Genomic DNA, 17,866 nt, shown 5'->3' with positions numbered 1-17,866 from the left:
AATCTTGACTCCAGGCAAGTCTAATAGATAGTCTAAATAAAAGTCCATGACAGTAAATGTATTGTTTGTTACATTATACACCATAAAGTCAGGAGAGCCCTATGACAGAGCGATCGCTCACAGCATCCCAGGCAGGAATCGAAAAAGCAACAATTGCTCTCACAGGCAAAGGCTGGAGTCGCCAAGACTTAGCCGATCGTGTTACGATCGGGGAAGGCAAAAAGTCAAAGACAGGCATCGATATTCAAGCAATTCATAAGTTTTTTACCCAGAAGGCTGTCAGTCGCCAGTATTTTGTGGGAATTTGCAAGGCTTTAGGATTGGATTGGCAAGATATTACAAATCCCAATACAACTACGCGGGGTTCAGAAACCGGGTTTTTTCACAGAAAAGACGCGTTACAGCCCACAGATTCGGTGAAAAACCCGGTTTCTTCGATCGCAGTGGATAATTCCAACCACAATAATCCGTTTATTCCCCAACATGGCAAGATAGACGATCCGCGACATTTCTTTGGTAGAAAGCGAGAAATACGGCGGGTGTTTGAGACGCTGAATAGTGGTAGTAGTGTTGCAATTATTGGCGAAAGGGCGATCGGCAAAAGTTCCCTCCTACAAGCCCTTTACCGAGAAACCCCAACTGAACTCCGTCATCCGCGCCAACCCATTTACCTTAACTTAAATAATGTTTATGATGAACATGACTTTTACGATGCTTTGTGTGGCGAAGCGGGTATCGAGACAGTCAAAGGATATCAACTAAAACGGGCTCTAGAATCGCACCGATTCCTGTTGCTTTTAGATGAAGTCGAGAAAATGACCTGGGATGGATTTACGAACCAAGTACGCGGCCAATTGCGGGGTTTGGCCGAGGGAACCGATGCACCTTTGCGTCTAGTTGTCGCCGCCTGCACCTCTCTCGATACCCTGTTTCCTGACAGTCAAGACAAAAATATGACATCTCCTTTCAAAGGAATTTGCATTGAGGAAAATCTGAAGCAATGGGATGAAAAAATCAGCCGCGAATTTATTATTAGTCGCCTCCAGGCTGACTGGTTAACACCTGTTGACAAACCCGTGAGTTTTACAGAGGCAGAAATTGTGGAGTTAATTGCCGAAAGTAACGGCTATCCTCAGAAATTGATGCAATTGTGCTATCAAACTTACGATCGTTATCTCAATGATTCTAAATCACCCTAAAATATTATATAAAATATGATAGATCCGCAATCGCACAATCCAATATCTCGTAGGGGCAGGTTCACCAACAATAATCGCCTAAAACAGACAATCTCATAAACCTGCCCTCCCCAGCCAAGATTCACTAGACTATATAAATTGATAGATATGCGATCGCACAATCCAATATCTCGTAGGGGCAGGTTCACCAACAATAATCGCCTAAAACAGACAATCTCAAAAACCTGCCCTCCCCAGCCGAGATTTATATTCACATTTATCTCGTAGGGGCAGGTTCACCAACAATAATTGGCTAAAACAGACAATCTCATAAACCTGCCCTCCCCAGCCAAGATTCACATTTTACCAATAAATTCGCGGTACATTTATTTGGTTGGTGGGGTGGGGGCGGGTTTAGGAAATTGTTGATTTTTGTCATGAATGGTTGGCGAACCCGCCCCTACAAGAATCGTGGTTGATTTACTGGATACGATACTTAATCACCCATATTTAAATTCATTCATACCCACCTATTTATGAGTCAAAACCATCCCCCTATTCCTCGCTTAGATTTAGCTCCTAAACTGAAACGTCCTCTTTCTTTGTGGAATCCTTTAGACTACCTGCGATTATTATATTGGGTGTTTTACTTCCCTCAAGCTTTGCGGTGGTATGAGTCTACCTTTGGTGGTGAATCTAGCTTAAAAGATGCCAAAAGCTGGCGAGAAAAGTGGGAATGGTTGCGTCAAAATGCTGTCCAGCGTCAGTTAATTCTACAAGCCTTGGTGTTAATCATTGTTATCCTTATAGGCTTGAGTAGACTTTTGGGGGAAATAGGCATTTCTATCGATTGGGACGTGGCGTCCGCCGTGGGGTTGGGTGTGATGTTCGGGGTGGTGTTAGTGGGATCAGTCCTGTTGTTAGGTGTGGCGTCAGGGGTGGCATCAGCCGTGGTGTTAGTCGTGGGGCCAGTCCTGGCATCAGTCCCGACATCAGGCGTCGCGTCAGTGGTGGTGATGGGCGTGACGTTAGGTGTGGGGTTAGTCCTGGAAGTTCTGATCAGGTCAGGTTTTGGGTTTGGCGTGATGTGGGGCGTGGGGTGGGGCGTGATGTTCGGCGTGGGGCTGGGCGTGATGTGGGGCGTGGCGTCAGCCGTGGTATGGGGCATGGGGTGGGACGTGGCGTCAGCAGTGGAGTGGGGCGTACCGTCAGCCGTGGCATTGGGCGTGGGATTCGGCGTGGCGTCAGCCGTGGCGATCGCACGTCCTGAAAATTGGCTTTTCGCTGTACCGTTCACTCTACTCCAGCGTCAACACCAAAATAGACAATTTCCTCACATTACCCCACTTCCCCTTCCCTACCTGTCTTCTCAAATAGCTAATTGGCTGAGGCTGGATTGGCAAACAGGATTGCATAACACTAACGAACTACTAAAATTTACCCTTCAGTTTATCCCAGTTGTTAAAGCTATAAATCGCGTGCTAGCAGAGACCCCAAAAGAACAACTGATCTATCGAGTCGCTCAATTATCAGAAGATCCTTATGATTGGAATTTAGTGCGTTTTGCCTCAGTTTCTCTCAGTGAAGTAATGAAGTCAAAAGTAGTAGCAGGTTTTTTCATCATCGCACCTTGGAAACAGCAAATTCAAGCTCGATTTCAAACAGAAATACGTTTAAATACTCCTGCCCGTGCCTCTGCTGCTGGTTTCTGGTATCTCCATCAACAAGAACCAGACAAAGCTACAGAAGCTTTTACTGTAGTGCGAGATTTGCTTTATGGAGAGGAGATGCTTACCTTAGCGCAAATTCTCACCGCTTTTGACCAAACAGCAGAACTAGCCGAAATTGCTTCCCTGCAACTGCCACCTTCCCCAAATCCACCTCGGCTGCGCGAGACTACTTGGCAAGCAATTGCTTCTCTACGACGGGTAATTGCCGATGTTCAAGTCGTCCAGAATAGCGTATCTCGTTCTGCCCGTTCCCTTGCCCTCAACCGAGCCTTAGGTCAGCTTGGAACTCTCTTAAATCAGTCAAATATCATACCAAAAACTGAAAGAATTTTAATCCTTAAAATAGTCATAAAATGGGTAGATATATTACTGCAAGTCACAGGTAAAATCGGAGATATTTCAATTACTCAACCGGTCACTAATCCCTATGTAATTGGCGATCCAGTCCAAGGCAATCTATTTGTCGGCCGCGAAGATATCATCAGAGAGCTAGAGGAATTGTGGGTAAAGGGAAATAACCTGCAATCTGTGGCTCTCTACGGTCATCGGCGGATGGGGAAAACTTCGATTTTGTTAAATGCTACCAACTGCTTAGGAGCAAAGGTACAGGTGGCTTATGTCAATTTGCTGCGGGTGGGAGATTGCTCTGAGGGAGTCGGCGAACTACTAATATTCATCACCGATGCCATTGCCAAAACGGTCAAGATTGCACCTCCAGCCGATCGCGATTTACTCAATCTACCCTATCTCACCTTTGGACGCTACATCGAACAAGTAGTAGCAAATATAGAAAGTGGATTGATCGTTGCTTTAGACGAGTTTGAAAAAATTGAAGAATTGATTAAGGCTGGGAAAATCAATCCAGATTTTATCGGCTTTTTGCGAGGAATACTGCAAATGAGTTCTAAAGTTGCCTTAGCTTTTGCTGGATTGCACACCTTGGATGAAATGACCGGAGATTATTTCAATCCTCTTTTTGCTAGCATTATCCCCATCCGAGTTGGTTTCCTGAGTCTAGGTGCAACTCGCCAAGTTTTAGCCAATCCCGATGATGACTTTATCCTAGACTATAAACCCGAAGCACTCGATCGCATTTATGAACTAACTCACGGCCAACCCTACCTCACGCAACTGGTAGGATTCCTGTTAGTACGCCACTACAACGATCGAGTATTTGAAATGGGACGCCCCCGCGATCCAATGTTTACCGTAGAAGATGTAGAAACAGTCATCAATGACCCGGAATTTTTCACCAGAGGTCGCTACTATTTTACAGGAGTTTGGGGTCAAGCAGCGGAAGGCGCACCGGGACAACAAGAGATTTTAACAGCATTAGCACCTCACTTACAAGGCATGAATTTCGACAGGCTGAGTACAGAAATAGGGATGGATGAAACAAGTTTACAGGAAGCATTAAAAACTCTGGAACGCCACGATGTTGTTAAAGAAATTAATGGTTGCTACTGTATAGCTGTAGAACTATTTCGCCGCTGGGTTCAGATGTCATTGGGAGGAAGCCACTAAAATCGGGAATGGCGATTCCCTACAGGATAGCTACGCACGCGCGTATCTTGCTGTTTTTCACACAAGGGCGATCGGACTTTGTGAAAACCCAAGCCTCAACGAATTCAAGGAATTGGCAAGTGAATAATTTGGTCTTGATATTCCCCATCAAAAGAACCTCCCGCAATCACAATCAACTCGTCCAGTGTCTCCCCAATACCCATATCGGGGTTGAAGATAAAAATACCGGGTATGTGGCGATTTTGGGCAATGTGATCCGCTAAGTGTACCGGCATTGACTTGCGGTTATTAGTCAGCAGCACAAAGTTATGTACTTCACACCAAATTAGGATTTCTGGATCTAACGTACCTTTGGGAGGAGTATCCGGTTCTCCCACAGCCCGAATTATCAAATCTGATTCCCGCCGGCGCAGTTGGTTAATATAAACTGGATTAACATTTTCATCCATGAGATATTTGAGCATTTTTCGCCTTTTTGCCTTCTCTTTCTGCCTTTAACTGCATCAGTTTCCGCACCGCAGGCGACGGGTTTCGCTGCTGTTCCTCTCGCATTCTGCGTCCCCATTCCAACCAGTCAGCGATGTAATTGCTCACAGATTCTTTGTTGTGAAGATAATACAGAATGGTCGCATAAACTTGTTCTAGACTCAGCGAAGTGTAAATATTGGCAATTTCCTCTGGGGTGCGAGCACGATAAATGTACTCGTACAGGATAGTTTCAATTCCAATCCGCGAATCTTTCAGGCGAATGTCATCAGGTGCTAGAAAGTTGAAGTATTCTTCTAGTTGCACAGTTTAATCCTTCCTTTTTAGCCGATCGTACTGCTAACTATAATTTTACTATAATTCCACTTTTAATTCTAGCGAGGTATGGCTGCGATCGCCCTTTCTGTCTTAGCCTAAACCAAATCAGATATGCGATCGCTCTTTTGGCACAATACTGACCCAACTGGTACAGGCCGCAAAAACTCAGCAACTCTATTTCTAGCATTTCCTAGAGGCAATCCCTCGCGATCGCCCCCGATGTTTCATCTCCAGCCCATGACTATAGTCGGAAAACCCTTTATTCTTGTCGGTGGCTGAATTTATTCCCCGCAAGCGCCCTGGCAATATTCTCAAGGCATTTGCCCAACTAGCTCGACCTCAAGTACACTTAGCTTTGGTCGGAGATGGCATAATTTTGGAGGAAATGCGAGAACTAGCATCAGAATTAGGAATTCAAAAGCAAGTACATTTTTTGGGCTTGCGACGAGATATCCCCATTTTGATTCGTGCCTCAGTAGCTACTCTGATTGCTTCCTCTCAAGAAGGGCTTCCTAATTGCGTCATGGAATCTTTCTGCATCGAAGTCCCCGTCATCGGTATAGAAATTCGAGGCACTCGTGATTTATTAGAAAATGGCAATGGTTTGCTGGTAAAGTTGGGAGATATCAACGGAATAGCACAGCAATGGCATAGATTTTAGACCATCCAGAGGAAGCTCAACATATGAGCAAGCGCGGACGAGAAAATATGGTTAATTATGACCTGCCACATATCCTCAAAGCAATACGAGGCTTTATATGCTGAAGTCAACAATCAACAATCAACAATCAACCCATGAGTAATATTGTTACAGGCGCGGCAGGTTTTATCGGCTCTAACTTAGTCGAAACTCTTTTAAACCAAGGTGAACAAGTAATCGGAGTTGATGAAGTCAACGATTACTACAATCCCGAATTAAAGAGAAAAAATCTCGCTCATTTTGAAAAACATCCAAATTTTAAACTAATTGAGGGTAATATCCTATCTTTGGATTGGAAACCGCTATTAGCAAATGCAGAAGTCATTTACCACCAAGCAGCCCAAGCAGGAGTCCGTGCTAGTTGGGGATACGGTTTCCGCAGCTATACGGAACGCAATATCAATGCAACTCAGGTACTCCTAGAAGCCGCCAAAGATGCACCGCAACTGAAAAAGTTTGTATTGGCTTCGTCTTCGTCGGTGTACGGCAATGCTGAAACTTTTCCTACTTCCGAAACTGCCTGCCCTCAACCAGTTTCTCCCTACGGGATTACCAAATTAGCTGCTGAACGTTTGGCTTCGCTTTATCATCACAATTTTGGCGTTCCCGCAACCATCCTACGCTATTTCACCGTTTACGGGCCTCGCCAGCGTCCCGATATGGCATTTCACATATTTTTTAAGTCAATTTTGCGCGGCGAAGCGATTTCAATTTACGGAGACGGACAGCAAACGCGAGATTTTACTTTTATCAGCGATTGCGTTGCCGCTAATTTAGCTGCCGCTAAAGTGCCGGAATCTGTCGGGGAAATATTTAATATTGGAGGGGGAAGTCGAGTTGCTTTGGCGGAAGTTATTCAGACGATGGAAAGCATTGTCGATCGCCCGATTCGCATCAATTACCTAGAATCGAGCAAAGGAGATGCACGAGATACTAGCGCTGACGCATCGAAAGCTCAGAAAATCTTGGGATATCAGCCACAGGTGTCTTTGAGAGAAGGATTGAGGCAAGAATGGGAATGGGTACAGTCTTTGTACGGTTAGAGTGTGCTTAACTTACTCATATAGAAATCCTAAATAATTAAGATAAATTTGTAGGGTAGTGCCTTTCTTTGCCTACCCTATCTATCGGGCAACCGAACGTGGTTCGAGCCCTACAACAATTGTGCAAATGATTTAGGATTGCTATATCAAATCCAATGAGGGATGAAGCTACTGGATATGATCGCACCGAGAAACCCGGTTTCTCGGTGTGATGTTTTTTTGGTGGAGTTATACCAACTTTCATAATTGTTGCAAAATTATTAGGTTTGTAGTCAGGACTTTAGTCATTATTAAGTTTATAGTAAGGACTTTATCTTTCGTTTGCTAACTAATGTTTGTTAACTAAAAATGGCACCAAAAATTAAGATTTATAATTATATAGTCACTGTGGAGATAATGTCAACAGTATTTTTTCGGAATTATAGAAGTGTAAGTAAAATTAACTAGGTTAGCTCCAGTCTAGCTCGCAATCTGTTGCATATATTCTGACAATGCTAAGTTAATTAAAGATTTGATCCAGGTTGCGGATAAGTCTTTACATTGTTGATCGATATTTTGTTATTGTATTAACAAGTTTGATTCGATCGACTGAATTGTTGTACCACAGTCTTACCCTCTAAACAGAACGGCAGTTTCCCCCATGAGAATTTTAGTCACAGGCGGTGCGGGTTTTATCGGTTCCCATCTGATCGATCGCTTAATGGCCCAAGGACACGAGGTAGTCTGCCTGGATAACTTTTACACCGGGACTAAGCGCAATATCCTCAAATGGATGGACAACCCCTATTTTGAGCTGATCCGCCACGACATCACGGAACCGATTCGGTTAGAGGTAGATCAGATTTACCATCTGGCCTGTCCAGCTTCCCCAATACACTATCAGTACAATCCTGTCAAGACAATTAAAACAAACGTCATCGGCACGATGAATATGTTGGGATTGGCGAAACGGGTGAAGGCCAGATTTTTTCTGGCTTCCACATCAGAAGTTTACGGCGATCCAGATGTCCATCCCCAAACAGAAGACTATCGCGGTAACGTTAATTGTATAGGTATTCGCAGTTGTTACGACGAGAATACTGAAATTTTGACAGAAAACGGTTGGGTTCCTTTTCCTAACTTACAGCCGGGAGTTCGCGTAGCAACTCTCAATCCAGACAATCAGATTGAATATCACGTTCCTGACGAGCATATCGTGCAGCCTTATGTGGGTAACTTGCTCCGATTTGCCAATTCTAAATTTGATTTTTGTGTGACTCCCAATCACTGGATGTATGTCAAAAACCGCACTGGTAAATTGAACTTTCTCCAAGCCGATACAGATGTATATTGGCACCATCAAAGAGCCATCACGGGAGCAGAATTTTTAGCGGCAGAACAAGAATGGTTTGAATTAGGAGAACCGCCGCGCAATGCTAAAGTAAATGTCGAACGGGTGCGGATGGATGATTGGCTGGAATTTCTGGGTTATTACATTTCCGAAGGTTGCGTTCACGTCCGCAGGCGAGCGCGAGTCGTTAACGGTTGCGATTATGATATTGCTGATTACAACATATTAATCGCTCAAGTAAATCCAGAAGGACGGACAGCAATAGCAGAGTGTCTCCAGCGGACTCCTTTCAAGTTTTTTGACTCCGACGACCATCAATTTCGGATTTGCAGCAAACAATTAGCAGAAATTTTGCTGCCTCTGGGCAAGTCTGGTGACAAATACATACCGCGAGAATACCTAAATCTGTCTCAGCGACAGTCATTAATTTTGTTCAAAGCTTTGATATTGGGAGATGGCTCTCAAAAAGGAAATGCCTACGCTTATTACACTAAATCAAAGCAATTGGCTGATGACGTACAAGAGTTAGCAATGCGCTGCGGCTATGCAGCAACGGTAGTCAATCATGCAATCGGTCGCGATCTTTATCGCGTTAATATTCGCCCTCCAAAAGATGCAAATCTCGTAACTCCCGAACCAGTTCGTTATGCGGGAAATGTTTATTGTGTCAATGTTAAAAATCACGTAATCTGCGTCCGCCGCAACGGCAAGGCAGCGTTTTGTGGCAACTGTTACGACGAGGGGAAGCGAGTAGCTGAAACCCTATCTTTTGACTACCACCGCCAAAATGGGGTAGACATTCGAGTTGTCCGAATTTTCAATACCTACGGCCCCCGGATGTTGGAAAATGACGGCAGAGTAGTCAGCAATTTTATTGTGCAAGCTTTGCGGAATGAGCCGCTGACTGTTTACGGTGACGGTTCCCAAACCCGGAGTTTTTGCTACGTTTCCGATTTGGTGGAAGGATTTATTCGGTTGATGAATAGCGACAAAATCGGGCCGATGAATTTGGGGAATCCCGGCGAATACACTATCTTGGAGTTAGCACAGAAAATTCAAAATATGATTAATCCAGGGGCGGAAATCATCTTCAAACCGCTGCCACAAGACGATCCAAAACAGCGACAACCGGATATTACTCTTGCTAAAAATTGGTTGGGGTGGGAACCAACTGTGCCGCTGGATAAAGGTTTAGAGTTAACTGTGAAAGATTTTCGCGATCGCATCGAGGGAAACCAAAAGTAGAGAGAGGGAGAGATAGAGGGGGAGAGGAGGAGAGGGGGAGTATTTTTACTTCTTAATTCTTCATTCTTCCCTATTCCCTATTCCCTATTCCCTTTTGCTTCCTCAATCTGCCTGCCATCTGACTAATAAGAACTGTCAACTGTCAACTGTCAACTGTCAACTGTCAACTGTTTACTAACTTTGAGGACATTTCTATGCGTGTTTGCGTCATCGGTACAGGATACGTTGGCTTAGTCACCGGCACTTGCTTGGCCCACATCGGACATCATGTCATTTGTGTAGACAACAACGAAGAAAAAGTTAAATTAATGAAATCGGGACAGTCACCTATTTTTGAACCCGGACTGTCTGAATTAATGTCCTCTGCTTCTCAATCGGGAAATTTAGAATTTACTTCAGATTTAGCAGCAGGAGTGGCTCATGGGGAGATTTTATTCATTGCGGTGGGGACGCCTCCTTTACCCACTGGGGAAAGCGATACTCGCTACGTGGAAGCGGTGGCGCGCGGCATTGGCGCTCACCTCGACGGCGATTACAAAGTGATCGTAAACAAATCAACTGTACCCATCGGTTCGGGAGATTGGGTGCGGAGGATTGTATTAGATGGCTTGGCTGAACGTCAAAAAGCTCAAAGCGGTGAGGGCGCTACGGGTGAGGAAGTAGCAGCAAAAATTGGTGCTGATTTTGATGTGGTTAGCAATCCAGAGTTTTTGCGCGAGGGTTGTGCTGTTTTCGATACGTTTAATCCCGATCGCATTGTTCTGGGCAGCAACTCTCAGCGGGCGATGGATCTGATGCTACAATTATACACACCAATTGTCGATCGCAAGTTTGCAGAAAATCCGTCTTTGCCTGTGGTACCTGTGGTGATGACTGACATCAGTTCCGCAGAAATGATTAAGTACGCAGCTAATGCTTTTTTGGCTACCAAGATTAGCTTTATTAATGAAGTTGCTAATATTTGCGATCGAGTCGGTGCAGATGTTACCCAAGTAGCGAAAGGTATCGGTTTAGATTCGCGAATTGGTAGTAAGTTTTTGCAGGCTGGCATTGGTTGGGGCGGTTCTTGTTTCCCCAAAGATGTCTCGGCTTTAGTTCACACTGCTGACGATTACGGATATGAAGCGCATTTGCTGAAAGCGGCGGTGGAAGTGAACGAACGCCAGCGCTCGATTGCGATTGAAAAGTTGCAGCAAGTTTTGAAGATTCTTAAAGGCAAAACAATCGGACTTTTGGGTTTGACTTTCAAGCCGGATACTGATGATTTGCGGGATGCTCCTTCCCTGAATTTAATCGAGAATTTAAACAGATTGGGAGCGAAAGTTAAAGCTTACGATCCGATTGTTTCTCAAACTGGGATGCGTCACGGTTTGTCGGGAGTTTTGGTGGAAACCGATGCGGAAAGATTGGCTGACGGTTGCGATGCTTTGGTGTTGGTGACTGACTGGGAACAGTTTCGTAATTTAGATTACGATAAAATGGGCAAATTGATGGCTCATGCGGTGATGATTGACGGCCGCAATTTCTTAGATAAGAAGGTTTTAGAAGCGGCTGGTTTCCAATATGTCGGGATTGGAAGATAAGAAAGAGTTTGGAGGATAACCTCTATCCTGTAAGGTGCGCATTGCGCACCTAGAGCGTCGGTACAGTAGAATATTTTGACAAAAAGAACAAAATATGTATTATGTAGGGGCTCTCGCATGAGGGCGACAGTAGATCGCGATCGCCAACCATTTTTTTGTCCTCATGCGAGAGCCCTGCCAAGGTCTACATCAACATACATACGTACGTATCGGCTCAATAAGTAGGGGTAGCAGTTAATCTAGTTGCCAAGACAAGCCCAAGGGATAAAGAGAAGATTTTTCGCGAATAATAGTGGACAGAGAGGGAATAATTCCAAGTTGAGAAATTCGGTCGCGCACATAACCCTTAAAAACTGATTCCCAACTGACTCCTTAGTAGCAACAAGAGACATAAAAGTATCCCATGCCCTCGTACCCTCAATCGTCTGAGTTGCATAGCTAATATTACGTCGCTGCACAGCAAGTTCGGGCAGCTAACTCAGCGGGATTATTGTGTAAAGGTAATTCAGGGTGCTCTAAAACCCTCAGCAACTCCGATACTTTTGTCGCAGTTAATTGTTTGCGTTCATCCAACAATTCATAGCCGCTTGGAGTTTCAAAAAGCAGCAGAAATTTCGACCTTAAAAGCAGTGCAGCTTCAGGACTGGGAGCATTTTTATAAGCTAATAATTCCCGATAGTAATCCCAAAAATCATCGAGAAACTGCTCTAAAATTACTTGATGGCAATGGAATACCGGGCTTAACTTCTTGTAATGCCTTCCCTCATGTACCCAACATAGCGCTCTATCGGCAGTGATTAACTTGAATTGGGGAGCATCATCACAACAAAGAGTTTGTACGACTGGACAATCAGTTTGCTGATGATAGAAAACAATAGCTGCTGCTTCCTTAATCCTGGTAACTTGTTGAGCGCCCAGTTTGGGTACATACTTATTGAGTAGGTGATTAAACTCTGACTCACCCAACACCGTTTCTTGAGGTAATAGCTGGAGAGCGTTTTGCCATTTAATCGGGATTTTGAAGTCCTCAATTAGTGAGAATGTCAGTGGATTTAGAATAAATTTCAGTTCTCGTCCTGGCTGTAATCCTTTCAGTACGGTCAGTCTATCTTTATTGGCTGTTGTGAAGTATACTGTATATAAAGGGTTACAGATGATATTGGTCGTATGGTTGACTCCACCTACACGCGCACCTGTTTGGTCGAAGTGTTGCCAAGGACTACTCGCTAGTCCTGAATCATAAACTTCTTTTTTCTCGGTTTCAAAACCCGAGTGGTTTTTGATTAGCAGGTTGGATAAATAACCTGCTGAGATGGAAATACCTAGATCGGCTAAAAACTCCAGTAGTTTACCGCATCCTCATATTACCCCCTAGCGTACAAACTGATGATTAAGGCTTTGATTCCTGGTCCAAATTCTCCTTCGTAGCCCATTGGTAATTCTGCTACATAAGTTTTTCGGAGTGAGGGTGAGTAATATTTCTGTTTACGGAACAATATGTTGTCGGTTGCCAAGCTGATATCTTGGATGATTACTTGTTCGTATCCTTTAAATTCTGCGTCTGCTGGCAGTTGGTCTGTGGGGTATTCTAGTATTTCTTCTCGATCTATTTTAATTGTGGCGTTCTTACTGCCTTTTTTGTGCTTTTTTGGTTGGCGTTTTTCGTTCTTTTTCGCTATGAGTGCTGACTTTTGAATCCTTTGGAGTTGGCTTTGATGTCTGGTTTTCCTTGTTCTCCCTTCAATCGGTTGTTTTCATCTTTCAACCGTTGATTCTCTGACTCCAAGTCTTTGACTTTTAATTGTAATTGCTCTATTAGGTTCAGTAAGAGCTCTACTGTCTGACGCATTGATTGGTCTGCAATACCTGAGGGGTCGATGGTTTGCAGTATATTGGAGGATGACTTGTCTTGTGAAATAGTCTTTGGCGTCATGTGTCCTATTTTATAACACTTTGTGCACTCTGCTTACTTTTTTTCCTCTGCTACCCCGAATTATTGAGCGGATACTTTTTGTGGTTGTAATTTATTCATCTTTTTGTGACAATCAAGTATTGCATATAATTATATCATAACCTTGATAATGATTTAGGATGGCTATATCTTCTTTGCCAGATGAGTTAGTGCGTTACATTGACCAGCGTGTAGAAATCGCAGTCGGCTAGTTGAGGTTTTATTGCAAGCATGGCGCAAACAACAAGAACAACAGGCAATGGTAGAAGCCTGTTTATTGCTGGATGAACTGAGCGATGAATTAACCGATGAGGATGAAGCATGGCAGCAAGCAGCGATTACCGACTGGGAAGCATCTGCTGGCTGGTGACTTTACTTTATACCCAGATCCCCGAATTCTTAAAGAAGTCGAGGATCTATCCCGTAGGAATTTTCTTATAGGTTGTTTTTGTTTTTATAGCGTTGACTGAATCTTGTTTCATTTCTATAAATCTCTTTTCGGCGAGTTCTTCGACCTGGGGAGTGTAGTCTTTTCTAGAAAATACAGGACTGATGAGTGTAGGATAGGCTTTGATCCCCACAGATTGTATTTGAGGATTTTCGATCATTTCTGAAGCTTGTTGTATCAGAAGATCGAAAGCCAGCTTATAACTATAAGCTTTTACCTCCGACAAAGATTGAAATTCAAAGGGATTTTGTATTCTGACAGCCCGAATAATAGGGCCAGTATCTACGCCTTCATCTACATAATGAACAGACGCTCCAGCAACTCGTTTAAATTCTTCAATATCACCACGAGATGCCATATTTTCGACAGCAAACATACCCCTTGCATAAGGAAGAACAGCAGAATGAGCATTAATAATGTTACCTTCTGTCAATTCAATCCACCAAGGACTAAGAATCTTATCCAAAAACACAAACATACAAATCTTACCTTCATTTTTACATTCTATTTGTAGCCACTCCTTCACTTTTTCACTATTTATAGTTTTACCTAAAAAGATACTTTTTTGAAATGAGTTTTGTGCCAATGCAGGTATTCCAAATAATCTTATCATAGCTTCTTCCGTCTTACTAAGTCCACCATATAATGTTTGGATTTCCTGTAGAGAATCACTTGTTAAAAGTTTTTCCTTCTGATGTAATTGATGAAATCGCTCTTTACTCTGGTGTGAAGCATCATTTTTATCATCTCGTATGAGAATACCTCTAAAAAATGGGTTTCCTTGGAATTTGGTGTACCATTGTGACACTAAATAAGTTGGATGAAAGCTATTTTCAGTCATTAAGAAAAAATTACAAGGCTGATTGTTTGTTTTCACGGTTAGTATGAACCTCTATTGATTTAAATTACAGTTTAGTTAACGGCTGCAAGCTGATAATTTTTCTTGATATATAGACATATCAAAAAACTGATTGTTTCTCCCTCCGATCGACGATATTTCTAGTTGATTTTTATAATGTTTTGCTGGGATTTTTGGGACGTAGCGACAACATCAACACTGTACTAACAATACATAGTCCACCGATACCTTCAAAAAGACTCAGTGGTAAGCGAAGCCAAATAACTGATGCAGCTACAGCCGACAAAGGCTCTGCACTGGCTAATAAACTGGCTTCTGTAGGTGTAATGTATCGAAGACTGTCTATATAGAGATAAAAAGCGATTGCTGTGCCAAATACAATCACAAAACTTACTAACAAACCAGTAATTACAGACCAATGTTGACCTTGAATTTGCCAAGGAGAAGCGATCGGGCATAATGCAATACCTCCTATAATCATGCCCCACCCAATGATTACTTCAGAACCCCAACGTTGTAGCAAACCTGATGGATATAATGTGTAAAATGCAAGTGCAATTGCAGAACTTAATCCCCATGCTATTGATGTGCTGGAGACAGACAACTGGTGAACAGATCCATTTGTTACGAGAAGAAATGTACCTAACAGGGCAAATCCTAGGGCTATAAACTCTTGATAATTCGGAATTCGATTGTACTTTATTGCTAAGTAAACCATAATAAATAATGGAGCCTGATATTGCAATAAGGTTGCTGTAGCAGCATTACCGGTTTGAATTGCCACGAAATAGGTATACTGTACTCCCAACATACCAATAATTCCAAAAATCACTAATCGAATCCGATCTTTGGGATCGTGCCACACAGCAAAAACTTGATGGAAATTCTTTCGGAAACATCCAGTTATTAATAACAATATTCCTGAGATTAGCAGGCGCATTGTTACCAGCCAACCAGGAGTAAATCCCTCATCTTGAAAAAGCCTTTGTGCCACCGTACCAGAAAGTCCCCATAAGGTGGCCCCCACCAGCACCATAATAAGTCCCTTATAACGTAATAACTTAATCTTTTTTGAGTCAGATGTGAGCATAGTTGTTAATCATTCCTTCAAGCAATACAAATTTTTTGTAGTTTTTTTGTTCAGATACTTAACATTCTTATCTTCCATAATACTTGTGGAATGTCATTTTGAGATGAGGGGTACCCCCCCCCCATCCCAGAAGCAATAACATCATGATATTATTGATAGAGAAAGCTCGAAAGTATGTAAAACAAAAACATCACATAAACTGTTTCTTCTCCATCCAAGACTTTTAAGAAATTTATGAATTTTTACGATGCACCAGATACGGAAACACCCTTAATTTTGTCTGAGAATTTCAAATCATCTTGCTCAGGTTTGATGATATCTCCATTGATTGCTGAAAACTGTTTGGAACTGGTTCTCGACAAAGTTTTTTGTAAATTAAACAATTTTTTGTCTTTGAAAGCAGATATATTTTTGAAGGTTGAAGGATTTAATCCAGCAGGGTCTATCAAAATAAAACCTGCTATACGTATGATAGAGGCTCTCGAAGAAAAAGGAGAGATATCACCGGATCGTACCCATATTATCGAATCTTCGTCTGGTAACTTAGGAGTGGCGGCTAGCCTAGCTTGTTCGACTAAAGGATATCGCTTTACCTGTATCAGCGATCCAAACATTTCGTCTAGGAATGAGAAATATATAAAATTGTTCGGAGCCGAGCTTGTAATTGTTAAAGATAGAGATAAAAATGGAGGATTTTTAAATAGCAGAATTGATTTAATTAAGCGATTGCTTAAAGAAAATAAAAATTTATTTTGGCTGAATCAATATGCGAACTGCGAGAACAAAAATGCACATTATCTGAGTACAGCACATTCAATTTTTGAAAGCTTTTCAGAGGTTGATTACTTATTTATTGGTGCAGGTACTACAGGTACATTAATGGGATGTGCTGAATACATTAGAGATCGCAAGCTAAAAACAAAAGTTATTGCAGTTGATACCTTTGGCTCGGTTACTTTCGATTTACCTTCTAGTAAAAGATATATTCCAGGACTAGGTACAAGTCGAAAACCAGAATTGGTAGATAAAAGTCTAATTGATGATATTGTAGTAGTTAAAGAAGAGGACACGATAAAAATGTGTCGATATTTACTACGCGAAAAAACATTTTTAGTCGGAGGTTCGACTGGAACAGTTTTGGCAGGCATCAAAGCTTATGCACATAAACTGGATGCAGCGAAAAGTATAGTAGCAATAAGTCCTGATTTAGGAGAGAGCTACCTAGATACAATTTATGACGATCGGTGGGTTTCGGAACGCTTTCCTCATTGCCTTAACGCAATATAAAGACCAATAAAAATTAATTCCATGAAAACAAACACCATAGAGCAAAATTTTACAGTTATTTCTGGTTCAGTAGTTAATGAAATACTCCAAACTAACTATGCGAATGTAATTGATTTAGTTCAAAAAGCATATCTTACTCATGGAGACAAAAACACCATAAACCCAGATAGTTATTTTTTGAAATATCCAGAAAAGCCAGAAGCGAGAATCATTGCTTTACCTGCACATTTGGGAGGAGAATTCAATATTTCAGGGATAAAATGGATTGCCAGTTTTCCCAAAAATATCGCCCATGGAATCCCTCGTGCATCTGCGGTGATTATTCTCAATGATTATGAAACTGGATATCCAATAGCCTGTCTTGAAGGCTCGATTATAAGTGCTTCTAGAACCGCCGCTTCAGCAGTTTTAGCAGCCCAAAATCTTATCAAACCAAAAACAGTCAAAAGATTGGGGATTGTTGGATGCGGACTAATTGCTCGTTATGTCTTGAAATTTTTGCTAAATACTGGTTGGACAATATCTGCACTAGATTTGTTTGACTTAGCTGATGAGTACAGTATGGCGATGAAAGAGTATGCTCAAGAGAGAGGAATCAAGGAAGTTCAAATCTCATCGACCAAAGAAAACCTGATTTCATCTTGTGATTTGATTAGTTTTACTACAACGGCTGATGCACCATATATTGACGATATTAGTGTCTTTTCCCACAATCCAATTATTTTGCATTTATCTTTGCGAGATTTATCATCAAAAATTATTCTTGAGTCAAACAACATTGTCGATGATGTAGATCACTGTTTAAAATCTGCAACATCTTTGCATCTTACCGAGCAAGAAGTTGGAAACCGAGATTTTGTTACAGGAACTATCGATCAACTTATTCAAGGAAAACTCACTTTAGACATACACAAGCCAACCGTATATTCGCCATTTGGTATGGGAATCCTTGATCTTGCTGTTGCTTATTATGTATATCAAAGGGCAGTCTTGGAAAAAATAACTGTTTCCATTCCAGATTTTTTTTACGAACCCACACGAATATAGATAACATATCGATTGCTATGATCGATCGACTGCTGAGAGTTGATTGA

General features: G+C 42.2%; 15 protein-coding genes and 3 pseudogenes. 12 read left to right on the top strand and 6 right to left on the bottom strand.

What is annotated here, in order from left to right:
• Positions 1-101 precede the first annotated feature (101 nt).
• Positions 102-1,199 (top strand): ATP-binding protein, encoded by a 1,098-nt coding sequence (locus JGK16_RS05520; protein WP_293191577.1) that lies wholly within the window; start codon positions 102-104, stop codon positions 1,197-1,199.
• Positions 1,200-1,714: 515 nt separating this feature from the next.
• On the top strand, positions 1,715-4,432 hold the full coding sequence (locus JGK16_RS05515) for an ATP-binding protein (RefSeq protein ID WP_293191576.1): 2,718 nt from the start codon (positions 1,715-1,717) through the stop codon (positions 4,430-4,432).
• A gap of 104 nt (positions 4,433-4,536) precedes the next feature.
• On the opposite strand, the gene JGK16_RS05510 is transcribed toward JGK16_RS05515, so the two are convergent.
• Both JGK16_RS05510 and JGK16_RS05505 read right to left on the bottom strand, forming a co-directional pair.
• Positions 4,537-4,896 (bottom strand): DUF5615 family PIN-like protein, encoded by a 360-nt coding sequence (locus JGK16_RS05510; protein ID WP_293177050.1) that lies wholly within the window; start codon positions 4,894-4,896, stop codon positions 4,537-4,539.
• Entirely contained in the window at positions 4,874-5,224 is a 351-nt protein-coding gene (locus JGK16_RS05505) for a DUF433 domain-containing protein (protein ID WP_293177052.1), read from the bottom strand. The genes JGK16_RS05510 and JGK16_RS05505 overlap by 23 nt, the downstream gene beginning before the upstream one ends.
• A 123-nt stretch (positions 5,225-5,347) precedes the next feature.
• Between JGK16_RS05505 and JGK16_RS05500 the strand changes: the two genes are divergently transcribed.
• From JGK16_RS05500 to JGK16_RS05470, 7 genes and pseudogenes are all read left to right on the top strand, one after another.
• The gene (locus JGK16_RS05500) at positions 5,348-5,515 is read left to right on the top strand and encodes a hypothetical protein (RefSeq protein WP_293191575.1); all 168 of its coding nucleotides are present in this window, start codon (positions 5,348-5,350) and stop codon (positions 5,513-5,515) included.
• Complete coding sequence (locus JGK16_RS05495; protein ID WP_293191579.1) at positions 5,508-5,897, top strand: glycosyltransferase; 390 nt, start codon at positions 5,508-5,510, stop codon at positions 5,895-5,897. The genes JGK16_RS05500 and JGK16_RS05495 overlap by 8 nt, the downstream gene beginning before the upstream one ends.
• Before the next feature lie 134 nt (positions 5,898-6,031).
• Positions 6,032-6,979 carry an NAD-dependent epimerase/dehydratase family protein gene (locus JGK16_RS05490; RefSeq protein WP_293177054.1) on the top strand — a complete coding sequence of 316 codons (948 nt, stop codon included), beginning with the start codon at positions 6,032-6,034 and terminating at the stop codon, positions 6,977-6,979.
• Between the two features lie 640 nt (positions 6,980-7,619).
• A pseudogene (locus tag JGK16_RS05485) lies at positions 7,620-8,054 on the top strand (GDP-mannose 4,6-dehydratase); the annotation flags it as partial.
• Between the two features lie 195 nt (positions 8,055-8,249).
• A pseudogene (locus JGK16_RS05480) lies at positions 8,250-8,900 on the top strand (LAGLIDADG family homing endonuclease); the annotation flags it as partial.
• Between the two features lie 135 nt (positions 8,901-9,035).
• Positions 9,036-9,554: pseudogene (locus JGK16_RS05475) on the top strand (NAD-dependent epimerase/dehydratase family protein); the annotation flags it as partial.
• A gap of 194 nt (positions 9,555-9,748) precedes the next feature.
• Positions 9,749-11,137, top strand: coding sequence for a UDP-glucose/GDP-mannose dehydrogenase family protein (locus tag JGK16_RS05470; protein WP_293177056.1), 1,389 nt, complete (start codon positions 9,749-9,751; stop codon positions 11,135-11,137).
• 444 nt (positions 11,138-11,581) lie between these two features.
• Here JGK16_RS05470 and JGK16_RS05465 read toward each other — a convergent pair whose 3' ends face one another.
• Positions 11,582-12,103: a hypothetical protein gene (locus JGK16_RS05465; protein ID WP_293202854.1), complete on the bottom strand. Its 522-nt coding sequence runs from the start codon at positions 12,101-12,103 to the stop codon at positions 11,582-11,584.
• Positions 12,104-12,812: 709 nt separating this feature from the next.
• On the bottom strand, positions 12,813-13,070 hold the full coding sequence (locus tag JGK16_RS05460) for a hypothetical protein (RefSeq protein ID WP_293191573.1): 258 nt from the start codon (positions 13,068-13,070) through the stop codon (positions 12,813-12,815).
• Between the two features lie 241 nt (positions 13,071-13,311).
• On the opposite strand from JGK16_RS05460, the gene JGK16_RS05455 reads away from it, so the two are divergent.
• Positions 13,312-13,458: a hypothetical protein gene (locus JGK16_RS05455; RefSeq protein WP_293175479.1), complete on the top strand. Its 147-nt coding sequence runs from the start codon at positions 13,312-13,314 to the stop codon at positions 13,456-13,458.
• 46 nt (positions 13,459-13,504) lie between these two features.
• Here the strand turns inward: JGK16_RS05455 and JGK16_RS05450 are convergent, their stop codons facing one another.
• Complete coding sequence (locus JGK16_RS05450; protein ID WP_293191572.1) at positions 13,505-14,413, bottom strand: formyltransferase family protein; 909 nt, start codon at positions 14,411-14,413, stop codon at positions 13,505-13,507.
• Between the two features lie 133 nt (positions 14,414-14,546).
• The gene (locus JGK16_RS05445; RefSeq protein ID WP_293191571.1) at positions 14,547-15,485 is read right to left on the bottom strand and encodes a DMT family transporter; all 939 of its coding nucleotides are present in this window, start codon (positions 15,483-15,485) and stop codon (positions 14,547-14,549) included.
• A gap of 234 nt (positions 15,486-15,719) precedes the next feature.
• On the opposite strand from JGK16_RS05445, the gene sbnA reads away from it, so the two are divergent.
• Positions 15,720-16,772, top strand: coding sequence for a 2,3-diaminopropionate biosynthesis protein SbnA (sbnA, locus tag JGK16_RS05440; RefSeq protein ID WP_293191570.1), 1,053 nt, complete (start codon positions 15,720-15,722; stop codon positions 16,770-16,772).
• A 21-nt stretch (positions 16,773-16,793) separates the two neighbouring features.
• On the top strand, positions 16,794-17,819 hold the full coding sequence (gene sbnB / locus JGK16_RS05435; RefSeq protein ID WP_293175487.1) for a 2,3-diaminopropionate biosynthesis protein SbnB: 1,026 nt from the start codon (positions 16,794-16,796) through the stop codon (positions 17,817-17,819).
• The last annotated feature ends 47 nt before the right edge of the window (positions 17,820-17,866 follow it).

This window comes from Microcoleus sp. PH2017_09_SFU_O_A (assembly GCF_020738625.1).
GTDB lineage: Bacteria > Cyanobacteriota > Cyanobacteriia > Cyanobacteriales > Microcoleaceae > Microcoleus.
The sequence above is the reverse complement of the archived record's forward strand: the minus strand, read 5'-3'. Positions and strand labels throughout refer to the sequence as shown.